At 50.8% G+C, this 21,099-nt stretch carries 21 protein-coding genes; 19 read left to right on the forward strand and 2 right to left on the reverse strand.

Annotation, left to right across the window (positions count from 1 at the left end):
* Position 1: 1 nt before the first annotated feature.
* Complete coding sequence (locus ABGT54_RS02385) at positions 2-1,834, forward strand: ABC transporter ATP-binding protein (RefSeq protein ID WP_346662668.1); 1,833 nt, start codon at positions 2-4, stop codon at positions 1,832-1,834.
* 63 nt (positions 1,835-1,897) lie between these two features.
* On the forward strand, positions 1,898-2,497 hold the full coding sequence (locus ABGT54_RS02390; RefSeq protein WP_346662669.1) for an HD domain-containing protein: 600 nt from the start codon (positions 1,898-1,900) through the stop codon (positions 2,495-2,497).
* Here the strand turns inward: ABGT54_RS02390 and ABGT54_RS02395 are convergent.
* Positions 2,445-3,170 carry a gamma-glutamyl-gamma-aminobutyrate hydrolase family protein gene (locus ABGT54_RS02395; RefSeq protein WP_346662670.1) on the reverse strand — a complete coding sequence of 242 codons (726 nt, stop codon included), beginning with the start codon at positions 3,168-3,170 and terminating at the stop codon, positions 2,445-2,447. The genes ABGT54_RS02390 and ABGT54_RS02395 overlap by 53 nt on opposite strands.
* A gap of 66 nt (positions 3,171-3,236) precedes the next feature.
* On the opposite strand from ABGT54_RS02395, the gene ABGT54_RS02400 reads away from it, so the two are divergent.
* Positions 3,237-4,202 (forward strand): dipeptidase, encoded by a 966-nt coding sequence (locus tag ABGT54_RS02400; protein ID WP_346662671.1) that lies wholly within the window; start codon positions 3,237-3,239, stop codon positions 4,200-4,202.
* A 74-nt stretch (positions 4,203-4,276) separates the two neighbouring features.
* Here ABGT54_RS02400 and ABGT54_RS02405 read toward each other — a convergent pair whose 3' ends face one another.
* Positions 4,277-5,503 carry an argininosuccinate synthase gene (locus tag ABGT54_RS02405; RefSeq protein ID WP_204909215.1) on the reverse strand — a complete coding sequence of 409 codons (1,227 nt, stop codon included), beginning with the start codon at positions 5,501-5,503 and terminating at the stop codon, positions 4,277-4,279.
* Positions 5,504-5,725: 222 nt separating this feature from the next.
* Here ABGT54_RS02405 and ABGT54_RS02410 point away from each other — a divergent pair, with 222 nt between their 5' ends.
* The 16 genes from ABGT54_RS02410 (at position 5,726) to holA (ending at position 21,080) form a co-directional block, all read left to right on the forward strand.
* The gene (locus ABGT54_RS02410; protein WP_204909214.1) at positions 5,726-6,061 is read left to right on the forward strand and encodes a PadR family transcriptional regulator; all 336 of its coding nucleotides are present in this window, start codon (positions 5,726-5,728) and stop codon (positions 6,059-6,061) included.
* Complete coding sequence (locus ABGT54_RS02415; protein ID WP_346662672.1) at positions 6,058-7,452, forward strand: FtsW/RodA/SpoVE family cell cycle protein; 1,395 nt, start codon at positions 6,058-6,060, stop codon at positions 7,450-7,452. The genes ABGT54_RS02410 and ABGT54_RS02415 overlap by 4 nt, the downstream gene beginning before the upstream one ends.
* A gap of 164 nt (positions 7,453-7,616) precedes the next feature.
* Positions 7,617-8,657, forward strand: a complete 1,041-nt coding sequence (gene argC, locus ABGT54_RS02420) for an N-acetyl-gamma-glutamyl-phosphate reductase (RefSeq protein ID WP_346662673.1) — start codon at positions 7,617-7,619, stop codon at positions 8,655-8,657.
* A 31-nt stretch (positions 8,658-8,688) separates the two neighbouring features.
* Entirely contained in the window at positions 8,689-9,138 is a 450-nt protein-coding gene (locus ABGT54_RS02425; RefSeq protein WP_243416482.1) for a GNAT family N-acetyltransferase, read from the forward strand.
* A gap of 27 nt (positions 9,139-9,165) precedes the next feature.
* Complete coding sequence (argJ, locus tag ABGT54_RS02430; protein ID WP_346662674.1) at positions 9,166-10,389, forward strand: bifunctional glutamate N-acetyltransferase/amino-acid acetyltransferase ArgJ; 1,224 nt, start codon at positions 9,166-9,168, stop codon at positions 10,387-10,389.
* Positions 10,390-10,410: 21 nt separating this feature from the next.
* Positions 10,411-11,310 carry an acetylglutamate kinase gene (argB, locus tag ABGT54_RS02435; protein WP_346662675.1) on the forward strand — a complete coding sequence of 300 codons (900 nt, stop codon included), beginning with the start codon at positions 10,411-10,413 and terminating at the stop codon, positions 11,308-11,310.
* 32 nt (positions 11,311-11,342) lie between these two features.
* On the forward strand, positions 11,343-12,521 hold the full coding sequence (locus ABGT54_RS02440) for an aspartate aminotransferase family protein (RefSeq protein ID WP_346662676.1): 1,179 nt from the start codon (positions 11,343-11,345) through the stop codon (positions 12,519-12,521).
* A 77-nt stretch (positions 12,522-12,598) separates the two neighbouring features.
* Positions 12,599-13,030, forward strand: a complete 432-nt coding sequence (locus ABGT54_RS02445) for a DMT family transporter (RefSeq protein ID WP_204909208.1) — start codon at positions 12,599-12,601, stop codon at positions 13,028-13,030.
* Positions 13,031-13,095: 65 nt separating this feature from the next.
* Positions 13,096-13,743 carry a helix-hairpin-helix domain-containing protein gene (locus ABGT54_RS02450; RefSeq protein ID WP_346662677.1) on the forward strand — a complete coding sequence of 216 codons (648 nt, stop codon included), beginning with the start codon at positions 13,096-13,098 and terminating at the stop codon, positions 13,741-13,743.
* A 15-nt stretch (positions 13,744-13,758) separates the two neighbouring features.
* The gene (locus ABGT54_RS02455; RefSeq protein ID WP_346662678.1) at positions 13,759-14,448 is read left to right on the forward strand and encodes a response regulator transcription factor; all 690 of its coding nucleotides are present in this window, start codon (positions 13,759-13,761) and stop codon (positions 14,446-14,448) included.
* Positions 14,405-15,871 carry an ATP-binding protein gene (locus ABGT54_RS02460; protein ID WP_346662679.1) on the forward strand — a complete coding sequence of 489 codons (1,467 nt, stop codon included), beginning with the start codon at positions 14,405-14,407 and terminating at the stop codon, positions 15,869-15,871. The genes ABGT54_RS02455 and ABGT54_RS02460 overlap by 44 nt, the downstream gene beginning before the upstream one ends.
* Before the next feature lie 21 nt (positions 15,872-15,892).
* Complete coding sequence (locus ABGT54_RS02465; protein WP_346662680.1) at positions 15,893-16,855, forward strand: GerMN domain-containing protein; 963 nt, start codon at positions 15,893-15,895, stop codon at positions 16,853-16,855.
* Positions 16,833-17,630, forward strand: a complete 798-nt coding sequence (locus ABGT54_RS02470; RefSeq protein ID WP_346662681.1) for a ComEC/Rec2 family competence protein — start codon at positions 16,833-16,835, stop codon at positions 17,628-17,630. Before ABGT54_RS02465 ends, ABGT54_RS02470 begins: the two co-directional genes overlap by 23 nt.
* A gap of 1 nt (position 17,631) precedes the next feature.
* Complete coding sequence (locus tag ABGT54_RS02475; protein ID WP_346662682.1) at positions 17,632-19,029, forward strand: DNA internalization-related competence protein ComEC/Rec2; 1,398 nt, start codon at positions 17,632-17,634, stop codon at positions 19,027-19,029.
* Between the two features lie 37 nt (positions 19,030-19,066).
* Complete coding sequence (locus tag ABGT54_RS02480; protein WP_346662683.1) at positions 19,067-20,083, forward strand: alpha-hydroxy-acid oxidizing protein; 1,017 nt, start codon at positions 19,067-19,069, stop codon at positions 20,081-20,083.
* A gap of 16 nt (positions 20,084-20,099) precedes the next feature.
* A complete protein-coding gene (gene holA / locus ABGT54_RS02485) occupies positions 20,100-21,080 on the forward strand; it encodes a DNA polymerase III subunit delta (RefSeq protein WP_346662684.1) in 981 nt (326 codons plus the stop codon).
* Positions 21,081-21,099 lie beyond the last annotated feature (19 nt).

Genomic DNA, 21,099 nt, shown 5'->3' on the forward strand with positions numbered 1-21,099 from the left:
CATGCCGGGAAGAAGAATGGGCCATGGGGGCGGCCATATGCCTGGAGAAAGGGCAAAGGATTTTAAAGGAACCATAAGAAAACTGATAAAATATCTTAGAAACTATAAAATTGTTTTAATAGCAATTGTGATATTTGCTGTCGGAAGTACGATTTTTAATATCGCAGGACCAAAGATCCTGGGACAGGCCACCACAGAGTTGTTTGAAGGCCTGGTGGGAAAGGTATCCGGAAGCGGCGGCATAGATTTTGGGAAGATCGGCCGCATCCTGCTGACACTCCTTGGCCTCTACCTGCTTAGCGCGGTGTTGTCTTTTGTTCAGGGATATCTGATGACCGGTGTTTCCCAGAAAATGACGTATCAGATGCGTAAGGAGATTTCAGAGAAAATCGACCGGCTGCCGATGGGGTATTTTGACCGTATGACACATGGAGAGATCCTTTCCAGGATCACCAATGATGTGGATACCTTAAGCCAGAGCCTGAATCAGAGCGCGACACAATTGATCACTTCGGTTACCACCATCATCGGAGTGCTGGCCATGATGCTGAGTATCAGTCCTTTGATGACTGCGGCCGCCCTTTTGATCCTGCCGGTTTCGCTGGGGATGATCACTGGGATTGTCAGACATTCCCAGAAATATTTCCGGGCGCAGCAGGAGTATCTGGGCCATGTCAATAGTCAGGTGGAAGAGGTATATGGGGGACACAGCATCGTAAAAGCTTTTAATAAAGAAGAGGATGTGATCCGGGCGTTTGAAGAGGATAACGATGTTTTATACCGCTCTGCCTGGAAGTCCCAGTTCCTGTCCGGAATGATGATGCCGGTCATGCAGTTTGTAGGGAATCTGGGCTATGTGGGTGTGGTGATCCTGGGCGGATATCTGGCCGTCCAGAAGACCATTCAGGTGGGAGACATCCAGTCTTTCATCCAATACGTGAGAAATTTTACATCGCCTATCCAGCAGGCCGCACAGGTGGCAAACCTTTTGCAGTCCACAGCTGCGGCGGCGGAACGGGTATTTGAATTTCTGGAAGAAGAGGAAGAAGTACAGACAACTGCGCGGCCTCTGGATGCAGATGGCCTGAAGGGATGCGTAGAATTTGATCATGTAAAATTCGGATATCACAAAGATCATATGATCATCCATGATTTCAGCGCCAGGGCGCTGCCTGGGCAGAAGATTGCGATCGTTGGGCCCACTGGCGCAGGGAAAACAACTATGGTAAAATTATTGATGAGATTTTATGACGTATGTGACGGCGCGATCCGTGTGGACGGTCACGATATCCGGGAGTTTGACCGGACGGAACTGCGCCGGGTGTTCGGCATGGTGTTGCAGGATACCTGGCTGTTTAAAGGAAGCATTGAGGACAATATCCGTTACGGAAAACTGTCTGCTTCTCATGAAGAAGTAGTGGAAGCGGCAAAAGCTGCTTATGTCCATCATTTTGTACAGACGCTGCCAGGCGGATATCAGATGGAATTAAATGAAGAGGCAAACAATGTGTCGCAGGGGCAGAAGCAGCTTCTGACCATTGCAAGGGCGATCCTGGCAGATCCGAAGATCCTGATCCTGGATGAAGCCACCAGTTCGGTGGATACCAGGACCGAAGTACGGATCCAGAAGGCATTTGAACGGCTGATGGAAGGCAGGACCACATTTATCATCGCCCACCGGCTGTCCACCATCCGGAATGCGGATCTGATCCTGGTGATGAAGGACGGGGATATCGTAGAACAGGGAACTCACCAGGAACTTCTGGAAAGAAACGGATTCTATGCGGAACTTTACAATTCCCAGTTCGAGCAGGATCCGGCCGCCAGTGCGTAACGGCGTAAAAGGATTGTAAAATACAGTGTGAAATCAGAAAATATAGGGAGAGGATGTGGATGTATGGACCGGCTGGATCAGTTGTTTGCATTTGCAAAAGAAATAGACAAGGAAAAACTCATTGGGCGCCAGACGTATCTCGCTGATGGGCAAAGGAAGGAAAATGACGCGGAGCATGCCTGGCATCTGGCGCTGATGACGATTTTATTCAGCGAATATGCCAATGAAAAAATTGATGTACTGAAAACGGTGACCATGGTACTGATCCATGATATCGTGGAAATCGACGCAGGGGATACCTACGCTTACGATGAGGAAGCGAAAAAGACCCAGAAGGAGCGGGAAGAAAAGGCAGCCGCAAGGATTTTCGGAATGTTGCCGGAGGATCAGGGCAGCCGTCTGATGGGACTCTGGCAGGAATTTGAAGAAAGAAAGACGCCGGAAGCCAGATTCGCAAGGACTATAGACAATATTCAGCCCATCATGCTGAACCATGCCTCGGACGGCAAGGCCTGGGAAGAGCATGAGGTCTGCCTGGATCAGATCCTGAAGCGAAATGAGCGGACAGCTGAAGGATCCCGGTCTCTCTGGGATTATGCAAAAGAACATCTTATCCGGCCGAGCCTGGAAAAAGGCAGGATCCGGCGCATTCCGTCAGAGTAAGAAAAAGTTTTCCCATTCCCGGATCCAGGGATAAAAGGACTTCCGGATGCCACTGGACGCCAAGGGCAAACGGATGCCCGGGAATCTCAATGGCTTCCACCACTCCGTCGGAAGCAGTTGCCACGGGGCGGATCTGCGGCGGAATGAGGTGGAGACATTGGTGATGAAAACTATTTACATTTGCATGAGTTCCAAGAAAATCAGATAGCATGCTATTTTGCGAGACGGTGATCTTGTGACAGGGATCCTTGCGGGAACCGGAGATCTGCATGTGCTGCAGCGTGGGGGAAGGGCGCAGGGAAAGATCCTGGTAGATACTGCCTCCAAGGGCGAGATTCATAACTTGCATGCCCCGGCATATGGCAAGGACCGGACGTTTTGCACGCAATACCTTTTGCATCAGAGCTAGGTGGAAACGGTCTGTGAAAAGGTCTGTACTGCCGCGGTCTGTGAGCAGTTCCTCGCCAAAAAGCAGGGGCGTGATGTCCCCGCCGCCGCAGAACAAAAATCCATTACAGATCTGCAGGTACTCCGTCAGGAGCGCGGCGTCATCCAGAATGGGAAGGATCAGAGGGATCCCGCCTGTGCGGGAGACCGCCTCGACGTAAGCTTCTGTCACAAACTGCCGGTTGTCCGCTGATCCGCATGCGGCGATTCCGATGACTGGTTTCATAAAACAGCACCTTCCCCAATACAATAGCAAGAGTTATACTGAACATATGAGAGGAGCGGATAAAATATGAAACTGATCGATCTGCACTGTGATACATTATGGAAATTAATGGATCTAAGTGGAAACGGAGATCTGATGAAGAACGATGGATGCGTCAGCATAGAAGCCATGAAACAGGGCGGAACGATGGCACAGTTTTTCGCCTGCTTTACCTATGCGGACGATTATAAAGAAACGGGTGGGTACGATGCTGCCTGGCGGCATGTGCTGGAAATGATCGCATATCTGAAAGAACAGACCCGGATTTATGCAGACCAGATTTCCCTTGCCACTTCCTGTCAGGAAATGCGGGAAAATGCCGGACACGGGAAGATTTCTGCATTTCTTACTGTAGAAGAGGGCGGTGTGCTGAACGGTCACCTTGACCGGCTGGAAGAACTGTATCGACAGGGAGTGCGCCTGATGACACTGATGTGGAATTACGAAAACTGCATCGGCCATCCAAACAGCCGGGATGCTTCGGTCATGTGGCAGGGACTGAAGCCCTTTGGCAGAGAAGTGGTGGAACGGATGAACGAGTTGGGGATGATCATAGATGTGTCTCACGCATCCGATGGAGTCTTCCGGGATGTGCTGGAAATCTCCCGGGTGCCGGTAGTGGCGTCTCACTCCAACTGCAGAGCGCTTTGTTCGCATCCCAGAAATCTGACAGATGACATGATCCGGGCACTGGCAAACACAGGCGGCATCGCAGGCCTGAACTTTTACGGAGCCTTCCTTGGAAATGAACATGCGTCGAAGCTGGAAGAAATGGCTATGCATGTGCTGCATATGCTGGACGTGGGCGGCAGTGAATTTCCGGCCATTGGAACAGACTTTGACGGATTCGACGGAATAGAAGAACTGGATATCCCGGATGTTAGCCAGATGGAACGGCTCTGGGAAGCACTGCGGAAAAAAGGCTTGTCAGAAAATCAGCTGGATAAGATCTGGAATGGAAATGCAGAAAGAATCTGCAGGCAGATACTGTAAAATGTAAACGGAATATGAACGGGGCCGGGGGATTTTTGAAAATCCCCCGGCCCCGTTCACATTTTTGTTTACATCTATTTGCTCTCTGTCTGTGTTTTCTGCATTTTCATAGCGCGCACTTTGAGCGGCAGGCCGAACAGGTTGATGAATCCGTCGGCGTCATGGTGGTCGTAGAGATCACCGGTGGTGAAGCTTGCCAGGGATTCACTGTAGAGTGAGTAAGGAGAGGTGGTTCCGGCTTTGGTGATGTTGCCTTTGTAAAGTTTGAATTTGACCTCTCCGGTTACGTATTCCTGGGTGCTTTCGATGAAGGCCTGGATCGCTTCGCGAAGAGGAGTAAACCATTTTCCTTCATAGATCACCTGGGAAAGTTTGTTGGCCATGTCTTTTTTCACTTCATAGGTGGCCCGGTCTAACACCAGTTCTTCCAGCTGCTGGTGCGCCTCGTAGAGAATGGTTCCGCCCGGTGTCTCGTAGACGCCGCGGGACTTCATGCCTACGACGCGGTTTTCTACGATGTCGCAGATACCGATGCCGTGTTTGCCGCCCAGCTCGTTTAATGTGCGGATGATGTCGGAGACTTTCATCTCTACACCGTTGATGCTCTTTGGAACGCCTTTTTCAAAGGTCATGGTTACGTATTCCGGTTCATCCGGAGCATCTTCCGGTTTGGCGGTCAGCACCAGAAGTTCATCGTAGTTGGGTTCCAGAGATGGATCTTCCAGCTCCAGGCCTTCATGGCTGATGTGCCAGAGGTTTCGGTCGCGGCTGTAGCTGTGGCTTGCGTCGAAAGGAAGATCAATGCCGTGCTGTTTGCAGTATGCGATCTCATCTTCCCGGGACTGCATGGTCCACAGATCGGTCATTCTCCAGGGAGCAATGATCTTGATATCCGGAGCCAGAGCGCGGATGCTGAGCTCAAAACGGATCTGGTCATTTCCTTTTCCGGTTGCGCCGTGGCAGATGGCGACAGCGCCTTCTTTTCTGGCAATCTCTACCAGACGTTTGGAAATGGCCGGACGGGCCATAGCGGTTCCCAGCAGATATTTATTTTCATAGACTGCGTGTGCCTGTACGCAGGGCACAATGTAGTTGTCGCAGAAATCATCTACGATATCTTCAATATATAATTTGGAAGCGCCGGACATTTTGGCTCTTTCTTCCAGTCCGTCCAGTTCTTCACCCTGTCCGCAGTTAACGCAGCAGCAGATGACGTCATAACCAAATGTTTCTTTGAGCCACGGGATGACGGCTGTGGTATCCAGACCGCCGGAGTAGGCCAGTACAACTTTCTCTTTCATCTTTGAAAACCTCCTGAATTTTGCAGTAATTTATGATGATTCTTTTTCTCAATGAATTGCAAGGAATACTATACACTAAAATTTATATTTATGCAAGAGAAAGTATAAAAATAATATCACAAAAAATGAAGAAAGCGGTTGACAGATCACAGGCTTCCCGATATTATATAGATAACCGATATATAGATAATCTACATAATGCTGTAAAGGAGGGATCGAAACATGCGTATGGATAAGAGTCTGATTTCCGGAAGTACTTCGATGCTGGTGCTGCGTCTTCTGGAAGAAGGGGATCTGTATGGATACCAGATGATTGAAAGGCTTAGGGAGCGATCCAATTATGTATTTGAACTGAAGGCGGGAACCCTTTATCCGCTGCTCCACGGGATGGAAGAGAAAGGCTTTCTTACCTCTTATGAGCAGGAGGAAGGCGGAAAGGTCCGCAAATATTATCATTTAACCAGAGACGGCAAAAAGGCGCTGAAGGAAAAGGAGGAAGAGTGGAACACCTATCGAAGTGCAGTCGAGCGTGTGCTGCAGATGGGAGGTGCGCTGTGAAGCGGAGAGAATATCTGAAGACGATCACAGAACAGATCCGTTGTGAGAAAGCCAGGGAAGGGATTGCAAAAGAATTGAACGGCCACATTGAGGATCAGAAAGAAACCTTTTTAAAGGAAGGAATGACAGAGACCGAGGCAGAAGAGGCGGCGGTCCGGGAGATGGGTGATCCGGTGGCAGCAGGTGTGGAACTGGACCGGATTCATCGGCCGAAAATGCCCTGGGGGCTGATCGCCCTGATCGGAATCCTTCACGCTGCCGGATTTTTCCTGCGTCACCTTCTGGATGCCAGGATCGAAGGCGTGGTGTTTGTGTCATCCGGAGGATCCGGGATCCTGGGAGAAATCGTTTTTCTGCTTGCAGGTCTGGCTCTGATGATCGGCGTGTGTTACCTGGATTACAGCCGGATCGGAAGGTACGCAAAGGGAATCTGGTGGGGCGCTTTTCTGGTGTTGTTTCCAGGCGTGTGGTTTTTTGGTCCTGTTATCAACGGAGCGTCCTGGGGCGCCTATGGAATAGTGTTTAATCTGCAGTTGGTGCTGTTTCTGGCTCTGCCGCTTTATGGAGCCATCTTATTTCAGAGCCGGGGCGGCGGGTACCGGACGGTAGCCGGAAATCTCTTTCTTATCAGCCTGCCGGTGCTGCTCTGCCTGGGGATCCCGAGCGCGGGCAATGCCATTTTCCTGGGAGGACTTCTGGTGGTTCTGATGTGCCTGGCGCTCTGGAAGGGCTGGTACCGCGTGAACAGGGCAGGGATGTTTCTGGCGATCCTTGGGATTTTCGTTGGTCTGCCGGCGCTTCTGGCAGTGCTGTGGTGGAAGGGGGCCTTCGGATTGCCGCCCCTGTATCAGATCGAAAGACTCCGGGCCATTTTCCATCCTTCCGTCTATGCGCCGGAGGTCGCAGACTGGATGGAAAGCCTGCGGCGGATCTTTCTATCGGGGAAATGGATCGGATCCGGCAAAGAACTCCCGCAAGACAGCTATCTGGCAGGAGACGGCGGCTCTTATATGCTGGCCTATATCGCGGCCAGTTTCGGCCTGCTTTTGGCCCTTGTGCTGACCGGGCTGATCGGATATCTGTTCTTCCGCCTGCTGCAGGTTTCCCTGAAACAGAGCAACCAGCTGGGAAGAATGATGGGAATCGGCTGTACGCTGGCGCTGGCGGCCTGGTTTGGCCTCTATGTTCTGGTCAATACGGGACTATTGCCCCGCGGATCGGTGTATTGTCCCTTCCTTTCCTTTGGAAATACCGGCATGCTGGTGACAGATGTGCTGCTTGGGATCTTGCTTGGCATCTACCGGTATCAGAACGTGCCGCTTGTCACGACCCGTCCGGCGGGAGGGAAAAACGTCTGGCGGGGGAGATTCCTCTGGCAGGGAAGATCGTAACAAAAGAAATATATAGAAAATGAGAAAAATAGCTTGCATGTTTTATACAAATGGATGTATAATTATGCAAGCTATTTTCTTGTGAAAATACCTTTGATTCTCAAAGGATTTCATATATAATGGAATGCGTAAGTCAAGAGAAGAAATAAAGGATGTGAGCATATATGATAAAAGCAGGAATCATTGGCGCGACGGGTTACGCGGGAGCGGAACTGGTGCGGATCCTGGCAGGACATAAAGACGTGCAGATCGTCTGGTACGGGTCCAGAAGTTATATTGATCAGAAATTTGCGGATATTTACCGTAACTTTTTCCGGATCGTGGATGCCAGGTGCCTGGATGACCACATGGAAGAGCTGGCAGAGGAGGCGGACGTGATCTTTACCGCCACGCCTCAGGGGTACTGCGCCTCTGTGATCAGCGAAGAAATCCTGTCAAAAACCAAAATCATCGATCTGAGCGCGGATTTTCGTATCAAAGATGTAGATATTTATGAAAAATGGTACGGGATTAAACATCAAAGTCCACAGTTTATCGAAGAAGCTGTCTATGGACTTTGCGAGATCAACAGGGAAGAGATCAGGCAGGCCCGGCTGGTAGCCAATCCAGGGTGCTACACCACCTGTTCGATCCTGACGGCCTATCCGCTGGCAAAAGAAGGAGTGATCGACATGAATACCCTGATCGTGGACGCGAAATCCGGCACCAGCGGCGCGGGAAGAGGCGCAAAAGTTGCCAATCTCTTCTGCGAGGTCAATGAAAATATCAAGGCCTATGGCGTTACGACTCATCGCCACACGCCCGAGATCGAGGAACAGCTTTCCTATGCTGCGGGCGAGCCGGTCCTGCTCAACTTTACGCCCCATCTGGTTCCGATGAACCGGGGGATCCTGGCTACGGAATATGCGTCTTTAAAGAAACCTGTGACCATGGAAGAGGTCGGCAGGATCTATCAGGAGTATTATGGCGGGGAAAGATTTATCCGCCTGCTGGAGCCGGGGACCTGTCCGGAGACCCGATGGGTGGAAGGAAGCAACTATGTAGATATCGGTTTTCAGATCGATGCGCGGACCGGAAGGATCGTGATGATGGGAGCCATCGATAATCTGGTGAAGGGAGCGGCCGGCCAGGCAGTGCAGAATATGAATCTGATGTTCGGCCTTCCGGAAAACGAAGGACTCGATCTGGTCCCGCTCTTCCCATAGAAACGTGACCGGTGATAAGGAGAAGGAGAACATGTATACAGTAAGAGTGATGAACAGCAGGGATTATGACCAGGTGTATGCGTTGTGGAAGACCATCAAAGGATTCGGGATCCGCAGCATGGACGATTCCAGAGAAGGTGTGGAACGGTTCTTAAAGAGAAATCCAACCACCAGTGTGGTGGCAGAAGAAGACGGAAAGATCGTAGGAGCGATCCTGTGCGGCCATGATGGAAGACGGGGCTGCCTTTATCATGTGTGCGTAGATCCGGCCCACCGGATGCGGGGGATCGGCAGAGCTATGGTGGGAGCGGCAATGAATGCCCTCAAAGAAGAAGGCATCAATAAGGTTTCCCTGATCGCTTTTACCAGAAATGACATTGGAAATGCATTCTGGAAAGAGATCGGATGGACAAAGCGGGAAGATTTAAATTATTATGATTTTACATTGAATGAAGAAAACATCACTGCATTTATTCAATAGAAAGAGAAAGAAAGGAAGGATAGTTTTATGGAGATCATTACCGGAGGAGTAACAGCAGCAGAAGGATTTGAAGCGGCCAGCACGGCGGCGGGGATCAAATATCAGGACCGCACTGACATGGCGCTTGTATACAGCAAAGAGCCCTGCGTGGCGGCAGGAACTTTTACTACGAATGTGGTAAAAGCGGCGCCGGTTCAGTGGGACCGGCAGGTCATTGACGGCAAAGGAAAGGTCCAGGCAGTTGTGGTTAATTCCGGGATTGCCAACGCCTGCACAGGTAAAGAGGGTCTTGGATATTGCGAGGAAACCGCACGTGCGGCAGGAGAAGCGCTGGGGATCGCTCCGGAATCCGTTGTTATCGGTTCAACAGGAGTGATCGGCATGCAGCTTCCCATCGAAAAGGTCAAAGCAGGGGTCCGGGTGCTGGCGGAGAAGAAAAACGGTTCTCTGGACAATGGCACAGATGCAGCCAGGGCTATCATGACTACAGATACCTGCGAAAAAGAGCTGGCAGCAATCATCAAGGTGGGGGAAAAGACGGTGACCATCGGCGGTATGGCAAAGGGCTCCGGCATGATCCATCCCAATATGTGTACCATGCTGGCATTTATTACTACAGATGCCGTCATCGGGCAGGAAACGCTGCAGAAAGCTTTAAGTGAAGATGTGCAGGATACTTACAATATGATCTCGGTAGACGGAGACACTTCTACCAATGATACGGTTCTTTTGCTGGCAAACGGACTGGCGGGCAATCCCGAGATCCGGTATGGCACTCCGGAATACGAGACCTTTGCCGGGGCCCTTCATGCGATCAATGAGTATCTGGCAAAGAAAATCGCAGGAGACGGAGAAGGAGCCACCGCACTGCTGGAAGCAAGAGTGGAAGGCTGCGAGAACAGGGAACAGGCGAAAACTCTGGCAAAATCCATCGTATGCTCCAATCTGACCAAGACAGCCATCGCCGGCCATGACGCCAACTGGGGCAGGATCCTGTGTGCCATGGGATATTCCGGTGCACAGTTTGATCCGGAAAATGTGGATCTGTTCTTTGAAAGCAAGGCAGGAAAGATACAGATCATTGAAAATGGAACGGCTCTTCCCTACAGCGAGGAAGAGGCTGCAAAGATCCTCTCTCAGCCGGAAGTCACTGTGATCGCCGATGTAAAGATGGGAGAGGCAGGCGCCGCCGCCTGGGGCTGCGACCTGACGCACGGATATATTGACATCAACGCAGATTACCGCAGTTAAGTTTGGAAGGAAGCGAAAGAAATGGAAAAAAGCATGCAGAAGTATCTGGACAAGGCAGAGGTGCTGATCGAAGCGCTGCCTTATATCCAGAGATTTAACCGGAAGATCATTGTAGTAAAATATGGCGGCAGCGCCATGGTTGATGAGACGTTAAAAGAACGGGTCATTCAGGATGTTACCCTTCTGAAGCTGGTTGGATTCAAGCCGATCATTGTTCACGGCGGAGGAAAGGAAATCAGCAAGTGGGTGGGAAAGGTCGGCATGGAGCCGGAGTTTGTCAACGGATTGCGGGTCACCGATGAAGCCACCATGGAACTGGCGGAGATGGTGCTGGGAAAGGTCAACAAAAGCCTGGTACAGCTGGTGGAAAGCCTGGGCGTGCGTGCCATCGGCATCAGCGGAAAAGACGGAAAACTCCTGTCTGTGGAGAAAAAGTATGCAGACGGAGAAGATATCGGGTTCGTAGGAGAGATCACGCACGTCAATGCAGATATCCTTTACGACCTGCTGGAAAAGGATTTTCTGCCGATCGTCTGCCCCATCGGCCTGGATGATGCGTACCAGACCTACAATATCAATGCCGACGACGCGGCCTGCGCCATTGCGAGGGCTATGAAGGCGGAGAAACTGGCGTTTCTGACGGATATTGAAGGCGTCTATAAGGATCCGGATGATCCGGACACGCTGATCTCAGAACTGCCGGTCACAGAGGCGGAAGCTCTGATGAACCAGGGCTATATCGGAGGCGGCATGCTGCCCAAGCTTCAGAACTGCATTGACGCCATTGAAAACGGAGTGTCCCGGGTGCATATCCTGGACGGAAGGATTCCCCACTGTCTCCTGCTGGAGATCTTTACCAACAAAGGAATCGGCACAGCCATTCTGAACGATATGGATGAGCGGTACTATCAGGGAGAATAGGACGGACAGTGAGAAAGAACGGAGATGAGAAAATGAGAACCCCATATATGAAGGAAACAGAAGAGGCGCTTTTACACACCTACAACCGGTTTCCGGTAGAATTTGACCGGGGAGAGGGCGTGTATCTTTACGATGCGGAAGGCAGGAAATATCTGGATTTTGCGGCAGGTATCGCTGTGTGCGGTCTGGGATACGGCCATCCGGAACTGACAAAGGCTCTGAAAGAGCAGGCGGAAAAACTTCTGCATACATCGAACCTGTTTTACAATGAGTCCTGCGGAAAGGCGGCGGCAGCGCTTAAAAAGGCCTGCGGCATGGACCGGGTATTTTTTACCAACAGCGGGACGGAAGCCAATGAAGGGATGCTCAAAGCAGCCAGAAAATACGCATGGAAAAGAGGAACCGGCCGATACGAGTTTATCGCAATGGAAGGTTCCTTTCACGGGCGGAGCATGGGAGCGTTGTCTGTGACAGAGCATGAAGCTTACCGGACTCCTTTTGAACCGCTGATCCCCGGGGTAAAGTTTGCAAAATGGAATGATCTGGAAAGTGTAAGGGCGCTGGTAACGGAGAAAACCTGCGGCATCCTGTTAGAACCCATCCAGGGAGAGGGCGGCATCAACATGGCGTCCCCGGAATTTTTAGAGGGTGTCCGCAGGATCTGTGACGAAGAGGGGATCCTTCTGCTCTTTGATGAGATCCAGTGCGGCATGGGACGGACCGGCGAGATGTTTGCCTGGCAGTATTACGGCGTGAAGCCGGATATCATGTCCATGGCAAAGGCCATCGGAAGCGGCGTTCCGGTGGGGGCATTTGCCATGACAGAAGCAGTGGCGGCAGATTCTCTGGAGCCCGGAGACCACGGCACGACCTATGGAGGCAACCCTTTTGCCTGTACGGCAGTGGCAAAGACACTGGAAATCTTTGAAAAAGAACATGTGACAGAACATGTCAGAGATATAGGGGAATATCTGGCAGAACAGCTGGATCGGCTGGTGCAGGAAGAAGAAAGCGTCCTGGAACGTAAGGGCACCGGACTGATCCAGGGCATCCGTCTGAACCGCCCGGCAGGAGAGGTGACAGCAAAAGCCATGGAAGAGGGGCTGGTGATCATTACCGCAAGAAGCGACGTGATCCGTCTGGTTCCTCCGATGATCATCGAAAAAGAGCATGTGGATGAGATGATTGAAAAACTGAAGAAATCTCTGTAAGGCGACAGGAAGAGTAAAACATAAAAATCCCGGTCATTGGAGACACTAACCTGAAAAAACAAGGAGGTATCCAGACAATGATCGGGTTTTTGATTGCCATTTTATCCGGCGCGCTGATGAGCGTGCAGGGTGTGTTTAATACCCAGGTGACAAAGACAACGGGGATGTGGGTCAGTAACGGCTGGGTGCAGTTCAGCGCCCTTCTTCTGTGTCTTGCGGCCTGGCTTCTGACCGGGAGAGACAGTATTGCGGCTATCGCGAAGGTGGAGCCCAAATATATGCTTCTTGGCGGGGTGATCGGCGCCGGGATCACCTGGACTGTGATTAAGAGCATGGCCCAGCTCGGCCCAGCAAAAGCTGCCTTTTTTATTGTGATGAGCCAGCTGATCGTGGCTTATGTGATCGAGGTGCTGGGGCTTTTTGGAGTGGAAAAAGAACCGCTGGAATGGAGACGGGTGATCGGCATGGGGATCGCTTTGATTGGAGTTGCAATTTTCCAGTGGAAATAGTACAATAGCTTTATCTAGGCATAAACGGGGTGCCTGCGGTGTCGACAGCCGTAAAGGAGCAGATTATGCTAAGAAAAAGAAAGAATAGAGTCCTTATTGTGGCGGCCGCTTTGCTACTGTTTACAGCGGGATGCGGTTCGGAGGAAACCAATGTGCTGACAGAAGAAAATCTTGCCGCAGCGGAATTCTCAGAGAAACAGGGATCCGGGGAGGAGCTCCCCGGCACAGGAGAGACAGGTGCGGCCGGCGAAGAGGAGGACCCGGGGAATGGCCGGAAAGAGACGCTGGTAGTCCATGTCTGCGGACAGGTTCTTACGCCTGGAGTCTATGAGCTTCCGGCAGGGAGCAGGATCTACGAGGCGATTGAAGCCGCGGGAGGACTGGGACAAGAAGCTGCGCCGGAAGGACTCAACCAGGCGGCCAAAGCTATGGATGGCCAGCAGATATATGTGCCTTCTGCCAGTGAGGTCGCCGAAGGGACGGTTTCTCCGGCGGGCGTTAATGGCGGATCATTGCAGGATGCCAAAGTGAACATTAATACGGCAGGGGAAGAAGAACTGATGACCCTGACCGGGATCGGAGAAGCCAAGGCTGCGGCAATTATCCGGCACAGGGAAGAAAACGGCGCATTTGAGGCGATTGAAGAGCTGATGGAGATCAGCGGGATCAAAGAAGGCGTATTTGAAAAGATCAAAGAGCAGATCACAGTGTAGCAGGGGAGAAGATTCATGAACAGACGTGTGTTGGTAGTAGACGATGAAAAATTAATCGTGAAAGGGATCCGGTTCAGTCTGGAACAGGATGATATGGATGTGGACTGCGCCTACGACGGAGAAGAGGCCGTTAAACTGGCAAAGGAAAATCATTATGACATCATTCTTCTGGATGTAATGCTTCCGAAGCTGGACGGATTTGAAGTCTGCCGGCAGATCCGGGACTTTTCAGAAGTTCCTATTATCATGCTGACTGCGCGGGACGATGATATGAATAAGATCCTGGGGCTGGAATACGGGGCGGATGATTATATTACCAAGCCGTTCAATATCCTGGAGGTAAAGGCAAGGATCAAGGCCATTATGCGCCGTACCGGCAAACGGGATATGGATCACTTGGGAGGGAAACTGGTGGTCAAAGGAGAGATGAAGATTGACTGTGAGAGCCGCAGAGTGATGATCGCAGAAAAGGAAATCAATCTTACGGCAAAGGAATTTGATCTTCTGGAACTCCTGGCGACCAATCCGGGGAAAGTATACAGTCGGGAAAATCTTCTGAATATCATCTGGGGATACGAATATCCGGGAGATGCAAGGACTGTGGACGTACATATCCGAAGACTGCGGGAGAAGATCGAGACGAATCCAAGCGATCCGAAATATGTTTATACAAAATGGGGTGTTGGTTATTATTTCAGGGGTTAAACGATATTTTACCAATAATATACTGGGGAGCCTCCGCTTCCGGATCATTCTTCTGGTGGTCCTGGCGGGCGCTGTCCCGGCATTTATCATGCAGGCTGTGATCCTGAACAGCTATGAGACCAGGGCGGTAGATGTACGGACTGCCGAAATCCAGAATCAATGTACAATTCTATGCAATCAGCTGGCCGCGCGAGAGAACCTGAACGGCCGGGCGGATGAGTCTGTCAGATCTGAACTGGTGCAGATGTCCAACATTTATGATGGACGGGTGCTGGTGATCGATAAAAATTTTCAGATAGAAGAAGATACTTATGATGTTGATATAGGCAAGACCATTGTGTCTGCAGACGTGATCCACTGTCTGGAGGGAACGGGGACCAGTCATTATGACAAAGAAGGGCATTATATTGAAGTGACGGCTCCCATCTATGATATATCCGGAGAAAATGTCATGGGAGTGCTTCTTGTGAGCACATCTACAGATTCCGTGGAAAATAATCTGGCTGTGCTGGGAGGAAAGGCCACCGTGGCCTTTGTCACAATGACGCTGGTGGTGCTGGTGCTCGCTGCGACGTTTGGATTTATGATGGTGAAGCCTTTTCAGCGGATCACCCGTTCCATCTCTGCGGTCACAGAAGGGTATGAGGACCATTATCTGAAAGAGTATGCCTATACAGAGACAAGGGCTTTATCAGAGGCTTTTAATAAAATGCTGGGACGGATGAAGGTACTGGATGATTCCCGGACAGAATTTGTGTCCAACGTATCCCATGAGCTGAAGACGCCGCTGACATCCATGAAAGTGCTGGCGGATTCCCTGCTGACGCTGGAGGAGGTGCCGCCGGAGCTGTATAAGGAATTTATGGGAGATCTCTCAGAGGAGATTGAACGAGAGAATAAGATCATTAACGATCTGCTGTCGCTGGTGAAAATGGATAAGACGGCGGACACTTTGAATATCACTTCAGAGAATATCAATGCCCTGGTGGAAAAAATATTAAAAAGAATCCGTCCGATCGCCGCTACCCGCAATGTGGAGCTGGTGTTTGAAAGTTTCCGTCCGGTTACCGCGGAAGTGGATGAGGTGAAGCTTTCCCTGGCGGTCTCAAATCTGGTGGAAAATGCGGTCAAATATAACAAAGAAGGCGGATGGGTCCATGTGACTCTGAATGCAGATCATAAATATTTTTACCTGGAAGTGGCAGACTCTGGGATCGGGATCCCGGAAGAGTCTATGGAACATATTTTTGAAAGGTTTTACCGGGTGGACAAATCTCATTCCAGGGAAATCGGCGGCACGGGTCTTGGGCTGGCGATAGCAAGAAGCGCGATTGTTATGCACAGAGGCGCGATTAAGGCTTACAGTCAGATTGGCGAGGGAACCACGTTCGCAGTCCGGATTCCCCTGACGTATGTCAAGTAATGGAGAAATGAGGGATAGAGCATGAAACAAAAGCAAAAGATAATTCTGGCAGGCATTTTCCTGCTGACCCTCTTTGGGATGTTCGGATGCGGCGGAACAGAAACCATGGAAGAACCGCAGGATGCAGAAGGCACTTATCTTTGTTATGTCAATGCCGGGGAAGACGCTTTGGTGCGAAAGAATTATGAGATTCAGGGAGAATCGACAGACCAGGCGGTCCGGGAATTGATCCGGGTTATGAAAGAGGAGCCGGACTCTATTGATTATCACAGTGTATTTCCGGAAAATGTGCGTATCACTGACTGGGAACTGGACGATGGAAGGCTGACACTTACGTTTAGCAGGGCGTATCTTAGAATGTCCGGCGCGCAGGAAATTCTTCTTAGATCCGCGGTAGTGGAAACTTTCTGCCAGGTCAGAGGTGTGGATGTGGTTGCCTTTCTGGTGGGTGATGAGCCGCTTACGGATCAGGACGGACAGGTGATCGGCGCGATGGGGCCGGAAGATTTTGTAAAAAATACCGGTTCATCGCTGCATGCCTATCAGGAAAAGGAGATCCGGCTTTATTTTGCAGGAAAAGACGGGGCAAAGCTGGTGCCGGAGACGGTAAAAGTCCGGCACAATATTAATCAGTCGGTGGAAAAACTGGTGGTGGAACAGCTGATAAAAGGTCCGTCCTCCCAGGAAGAGCTGGCAGTGATCCCGCCGGAGACAAAGGTGCTGGGCGTTACAGTGAGAGATCATATCTGTTATGTGAATCTGGATCAGGGCTTTCTGGAAGGAGCGCCGGGAGTGAGTCCCGAGATCACGGTCTATGCCATTGTGAATTCGGTGACAGAAAGTGGCGGAGCCAGCCAGGTGCAGATTCTGGTAAATGGAGAAAGCAATATCCAGTATATGAATCGAGTAGATTTAAGCAAACCAATGACCCGCGATCTTGATTATGTGGAGGAGGGCGCTTTTGAAGAACAGACCACTTCTTAGCCTTTGCATCCTGCTCCTTGCGGGGATCGTTCTTGCGGTGACAGTGGGCGGCAGCCGGTGGATCCGGGAACTGGCGCCCTCGCCGCTGGAAGAAAACACAGACGCCGGCCAGAAAGCAGAGCTGTCAGGTACGGTGTATCAGGCGGAGCAAAAGACAAAGGTTCAGGCAATTTATCTAAAGAACAATTCTATTTGGTGCCGCGGCGCATCATTCTTTGAAAAAAAGATTTTAGTCTATACAGATCCCGGAATACAGGTAAAAATCGGAAATAAGGTGAAAGTGACCGGAGAAGTGTCGTTTTTTGATCCGGCCAGAAATCCCGGCAATTTTGACCAGAAACTTTATTATCAGAAAATGGATATCCATGGCCTTATCTGGGCCGAAAAAGTAGAGATCACAGATCCGGGAACAGATGCTCTGGGGCAGGGGCTTGCCGGTTTTCGGAGCGGATGGAAGGATCTTCTGGTGAGAGCGATGGGGGAAAAAGACGGACACACGCTGGCAGCCATGATGCTGGGAGAAAAGTCCGGCATGGATCCAGAGATAAAAACATTGTATCAGGCAACAGGCATCGGGCACATTCTGGCCATTTCCGGCCTTCACTTGACATTTCTCGGGCTTGGCGCCTATCACATCCTAAGGAAAGCGACCGGGTCGTATCTGCTTTCGGGCGTGGCTGGAATCGGACTGATGCTGATCTATGTGCTGATGATTGGATTTACAGTCTCGGTGGTCCGCTCTCTGGTCATGTTTTTTGTTCCGGACAGGAGCTGATATGACCGGACGTCATTATGATCCGCCCACAGCCCTTGGGTTTTCTGCTGCAGTTGTGCTTTTGTGGAGACCGTTATACCTCTGTGACGGCGGATTCTGGCTGTCCTTTGGGGCGGTTCTTGCCATGATCTTATTTTTGCCGGAGTTTCGGGGGCTGCCTTTTCAGGGGTTCCTGGCAAGTCTAAGTGTGAATCTGATGCTTTTTCCCATTATTCTTTACTATTTTTATGAATTTCCAATCTATTCCACGATCCTGAATCTGTGGGTGGTTCCGTTGTCTTCCGCGCTGCTGGCTCTTGGAATGGCGGGCAGTCTGACCTGTTTTCTATTTCCCTGGGCAGGGGAAGGAATCCTGAAGATCTGCGCGTGGATCTTGACTCTTTTTGAAAGAAGCTGTCTTTTTATGCTGGAACTGCCTGGTTCCAGATGGGTAGCCGGGCGTCCCGGGGGCGTCCGGATCGGACTGTATTTTGGAATATTGCTTCTTATTTATGTTTTGTGGAAGCGGTGGAAAAAAGTGTGGCCTCTTTGTCTTTATGGGATCGGGATCTGTCTTCTGGTATACAGACCTTTTGATACCGGAACACTGTCGGCTGTGGTGCTGGATGTGGGGCAGGGAGACTGCATTTTTATCCGGGGACCGGAAGGCGGCGCCTATCTGGTGGATGCGGGCAGCAGTGATGTGGGGAATGTAGGGCAGTACAGGATTGAGCCCTTCCTGAAATCGGAGGGGGTGGGAAAACTGGATTATGTGTGGGTGACCCATGGAGATGAGGATCATATCGGAGGGATCCTTGAACTTCTGGAACGGCAGAACATCGGGGTAAAGATTGGAGCTTTGGTGCTGCCGCCCCGGGAAGTATGGGATGAAAAGCTTGAAAATCTCGGGAGAACGGCGCGCTCTTTTGGGACGGATGTCCTGGTGATGGGGGAAGGTGAGAAGATCCGGGAAGGGGAACTGATCCTGACCTGCCTGGGACCTGGAGAGAGGGAGAGAATTTCTCCCGGCAATGAAGCGTCTCTGGTTCTTGCAGTACAGTACGGTGCGTTTGATATGCTGCTTACCGGGGACGTGGAAGGAAAAGGGGAAACTCTGCTGACCAGAAAGCTTCTGGAAGCGTATCCGGATACGGAGTGGGAGGTGTTGAAAGTGGCTCATCACGGGTCAAAGACATCTACAGGAGAAGCATTTCTGCAGGCAGTGCGGCCGGGATATGCCTGTATCTCAGCCGGTCGGGGAAACCGGTACGGACACCCGCATGAAGAGACGCTGGAGCGGCTGGGGGCATACGGAGCGACAGTTCTTTCCACGCAAAATCTGGGCGCTGTTATGATACAAGTGGTTGAATTTGAAATGAAAATTCAGTATACTATGAAAGAAGCAGGCGCATACCTGTGAAAGGATCAATGGCAAAATGGAAAAGAGGGAACATACTATGACTTATCAAGAAGTATTAGAAAACGCAAGAACATGTATCGGGCCATTCTGCAAAGCCTGCCCTGTCTGCAACGGCAAGGCGTGCAGCAATAAGATCCCGGGACCGGGGGCAAAAGGGACCGGTACGGTAGCAATCCGGAATTATGATGCCTGGCAGAAAATCTGTATCAATATGGATACGATCTGTGAAAATAAACCAGTGGACACCTCGCTCACATTGTTCGGACAAAAATTTAAATATCCGATTTTTGCAGGGCCGGTGGGAGCCATGAAGCTTCATTATGGCGATAAATATGATGACCTGGAGTATAACAGCATCCTGGTGTCCGCCTGTGCCAAAGCAGGAATTGCAGCTTTTACAGGGGACGGAACCAATCCGGCGGTCATGGAGGGCGCAACAAAGGCAATCCAGGCGGCCGGAGGAACAGGGATTCCGACCATTAAACCATGGGACATTCATACGTTAAAAGAAAAGTTTGCACTGGTGAAAAATTCCGGCGCATTTGCCGCGGCCATGGATATTGATGCCGCAGGGCTGCCCTTCCTGAAAAACCAGACGCCGCCGGCAGGCAGCAAGTCTGTGGAAGAGTTAAAAGAAGTAGTCCGGGCGGCAGGAGTACCCTTTATCCTGAAGGGGATCATGACGGTAAAGGGAGCTGTCAAGGCAAAAGAGGCGGGAGCTTCTGCTATTGTAGTGTCTAATCACGGCGGTCGTGTTCTGGATCAGTGTCCGCCCACCGCAGAAGTTCTTCCGGAGATTGTAAAAGCAGTGGGGAAAGATATGAAGATCTTTGTGGACGGAGGCATCCGTTCCGGAACCGATATCTTAAAGGCGCTGGCTCTTGGCGCTGACGCAGTACTGGTGGGAAGACCTTTTGTTACCGCGGTATACGGCGGAGCAGAGGAAGGCGTATCTGCGCTTGTGGAAAAACTTTCTTCGGAACTGTCTGACGCAATGGCCATGTGCGGCGTACACAGCTTAGATGAGATTACAGGCGATGTGGTGAGATTATAACCGATAAAGGATATTTATGAAGAATTTAAACGAAGATATAAAATCCGGAAATTTTAAACAGGCCTACCTCCTCTATGGGGAGGAGGCCTATTTAAAAAAGCAGTATAAAGACAAGCTGACAGACGCCATGTTCCCGGATGGGGACAGGATGAACTATGCTTATTATGAAGGAAAAGGAATTCATCCGGGGGAATTGATCGATCTGGCTGAGACGATGCCCTTTTTTGCTGCGCGCAGACTGATCGTGGTGGAAAACTCCGGTTTCTTTAAATCGGCGTCTCCGGAACTGGCCGATTATATAAAGAACATGCCGGACACGGCATGTTTTCTGTTTGTGGAACAGGAAGTGGATAAGCGGGGCAGACTCTATAAGGCAGTAAAAGAAAAGGGCCGTATTGTGGAATTCGGAAGGCAGGACGAAAAAACCCTTCTTTACTGGATTGCCTCGACGGTAAAACGGGAAGGGAAAAAGATACGGGAGTCTTCTGCCAGGCATCTGCTGGAGCGGACAGGAACAGATATGGAAAGTCTGACGCAGGAAATGGAAAAACTTTTTTCCTATACGATGGGGCGCGAAGAAGTGACGGCAGAAGACATTGATGCGGTCTGTACCCACCATATCAGCAGTCAGATCTTTGCGATGGTTGAGGCCGTGGCCTCAAAACAGCAAAAAAAAGCGCTGTATCTTTATTATGACCTTCTGGCGTTAAAGGAGCCGCCTATGCGGATCCTCTTTCTGCTGGTCCGTCAGTTCAAACTACTGATGGAGGTGGGGGATATGAAGAGGCAGGGCTTTGATAAAAGCAGGATTGCCAAAGAAGCCGGGATCCATCCCTTTGCGGCGGGCAAATACATGCAGCAGAGCCGGTATTTCTCTTCCGAAGAGCTGCGTGGCATCCTGGAAGAGGCGGCGGATATCGAAGAAAGAGTCAAGACCGGACGGCTTTTGGACCGGATGGGAGTCGAACTTTTCATTGTAAAGAACAGTGGGATGTGATATACTACGCTGTGCAAAT

The organism is uncultured Merdimonas sp., from assembly GCF_963929015.1.
Classification (GTDB): domain Bacteria; phylum Bacillota; class Clostridia; order Lachnospirales; family Lachnospiraceae; genus Merdimonas.

What these genes read in the sequence shown, in the direction of transcription:
- ABGT54_RS02405 (WP_204909215.1), bottom strand. Translation starts at nt 5,503, where the DNA reads ATGAAAGAGAAAGTTGTACTGGCCTACTCCGGCGGTCTGGATACCACA.
- ABGT54_RS02440 (WP_346662676.1), top strand. Translation starts at nt 11,343, where the DNA reads ATGAGAACCCCATATATGAAGGAAACAGAAGAGGCGCTTTTACACACC.
- ABGT54_RS02465 (WP_346662680.1), top strand. Translation starts at nt 15,893, where the DNA reads ATGAAACAAAAGCAAAAGATAATTCTGGCAGGCATTTTCCTGCTGACC.
- ABGT54_RS02395 (WP_346662670.1), bottom strand. Translation starts at nt 3,170, where the DNA reads ATGAAACCAGTCATCGGAATCGCCGCATGCGGATCAGCGGACAACCGG.
- ABGT54_RS02455 (WP_346662678.1), top strand. Translation starts at nt 13,759, where the DNA reads ATGAACAGACGTGTGTTGGTAGTAGACGATGAAAAATTAATCGTGAAA.
- ABGT54_RS02460 (WP_346662679.1), top strand. Translation starts at nt 14,405, where the DNA reads ATGTTTATACAAAATGGGGTGTTGGTTATTATTTCAGGGGTTAAACGA.
- ABGT54_RS02385 (WP_346662668.1), top strand. Translation starts at nt 2, where the DNA reads ATGCCGGGAAGAAGAATGGGCCATGGGGGCGGCCATATGCCTGGAGAA.
- ABGT54_RS02400 (WP_346662671.1), top strand. Translation starts at nt 3,237, where the DNA reads ATGAAACTGATCGATCTGCACTGTGATACATTATGGAAATTAATGGAT.
- ABGT54_RS02445 (WP_204909208.1), top strand. Translation starts at nt 12,599, where the DNA reads ATGATCGGGTTTTTGATTGCCATTTTATCCGGCGCGCTGATGAGCGTG.
- ABGT54_RS02480 (WP_346662683.1), top strand. Translation starts at nt 19,067, where the DNA reads ATGACTTATCAAGAAGTATTAGAAAACGCAAGAACATGTATCGGGCCA.
- argB (WP_346662675.1), top strand. Translation starts at nt 10,411, where the DNA reads ATGGAAAAAAGCATGCAGAAGTATCTGGACAAGGCAGAGGTGCTGATC.
- ABGT54_RS02450 (WP_346662677.1), top strand. Translation starts at nt 13,096, where the DNA reads ATGCTAAGAAAAAGAAAGAATAGAGTCCTTATTGTGGCGGCCGCTTTG.
- ABGT54_RS02390 (WP_346662669.1), top strand. Translation starts at nt 1,898, where the DNA reads ATGGACCGGCTGGATCAGTTGTTTGCATTTGCAAAAGAAATAGACAAG.
- argJ (WP_346662674.1), top strand. Translation starts at nt 9,166, where the DNA reads ATGGAGATCATTACCGGAGGAGTAACAGCAGCAGAAGGATTTGAAGCG.
- ABGT54_RS02410 (WP_204909214.1), top strand. Translation starts at nt 5,726, where the DNA reads ATGCGTATGGATAAGAGTCTGATTTCCGGAAGTACTTCGATGCTGGTG.
- argC (WP_346662673.1), top strand. Translation starts at nt 7,617, where the DNA reads ATGATAAAAGCAGGAATCATTGGCGCGACGGGTTACGCGGGAGCGGAA.
- ABGT54_RS02425 (WP_243416482.1), top strand. Translation starts at nt 8,689, where the DNA reads ATGTATACAGTAAGAGTGATGAACAGCAGGGATTATGACCAGGTGTAT.
- holA (WP_346662684.1), top strand. Translation starts at nt 20,100, where the DNA reads ATGAAGAATTTAAACGAAGATATAAAATCCGGAAATTTTAAACAGGCC.
- ABGT54_RS02475 (WP_346662682.1), top strand. Translation starts at nt 17,632, where the DNA reads ATGACCGGACGTCATTATGATCCGCCCACAGCCCTTGGGTTTTCTGCT.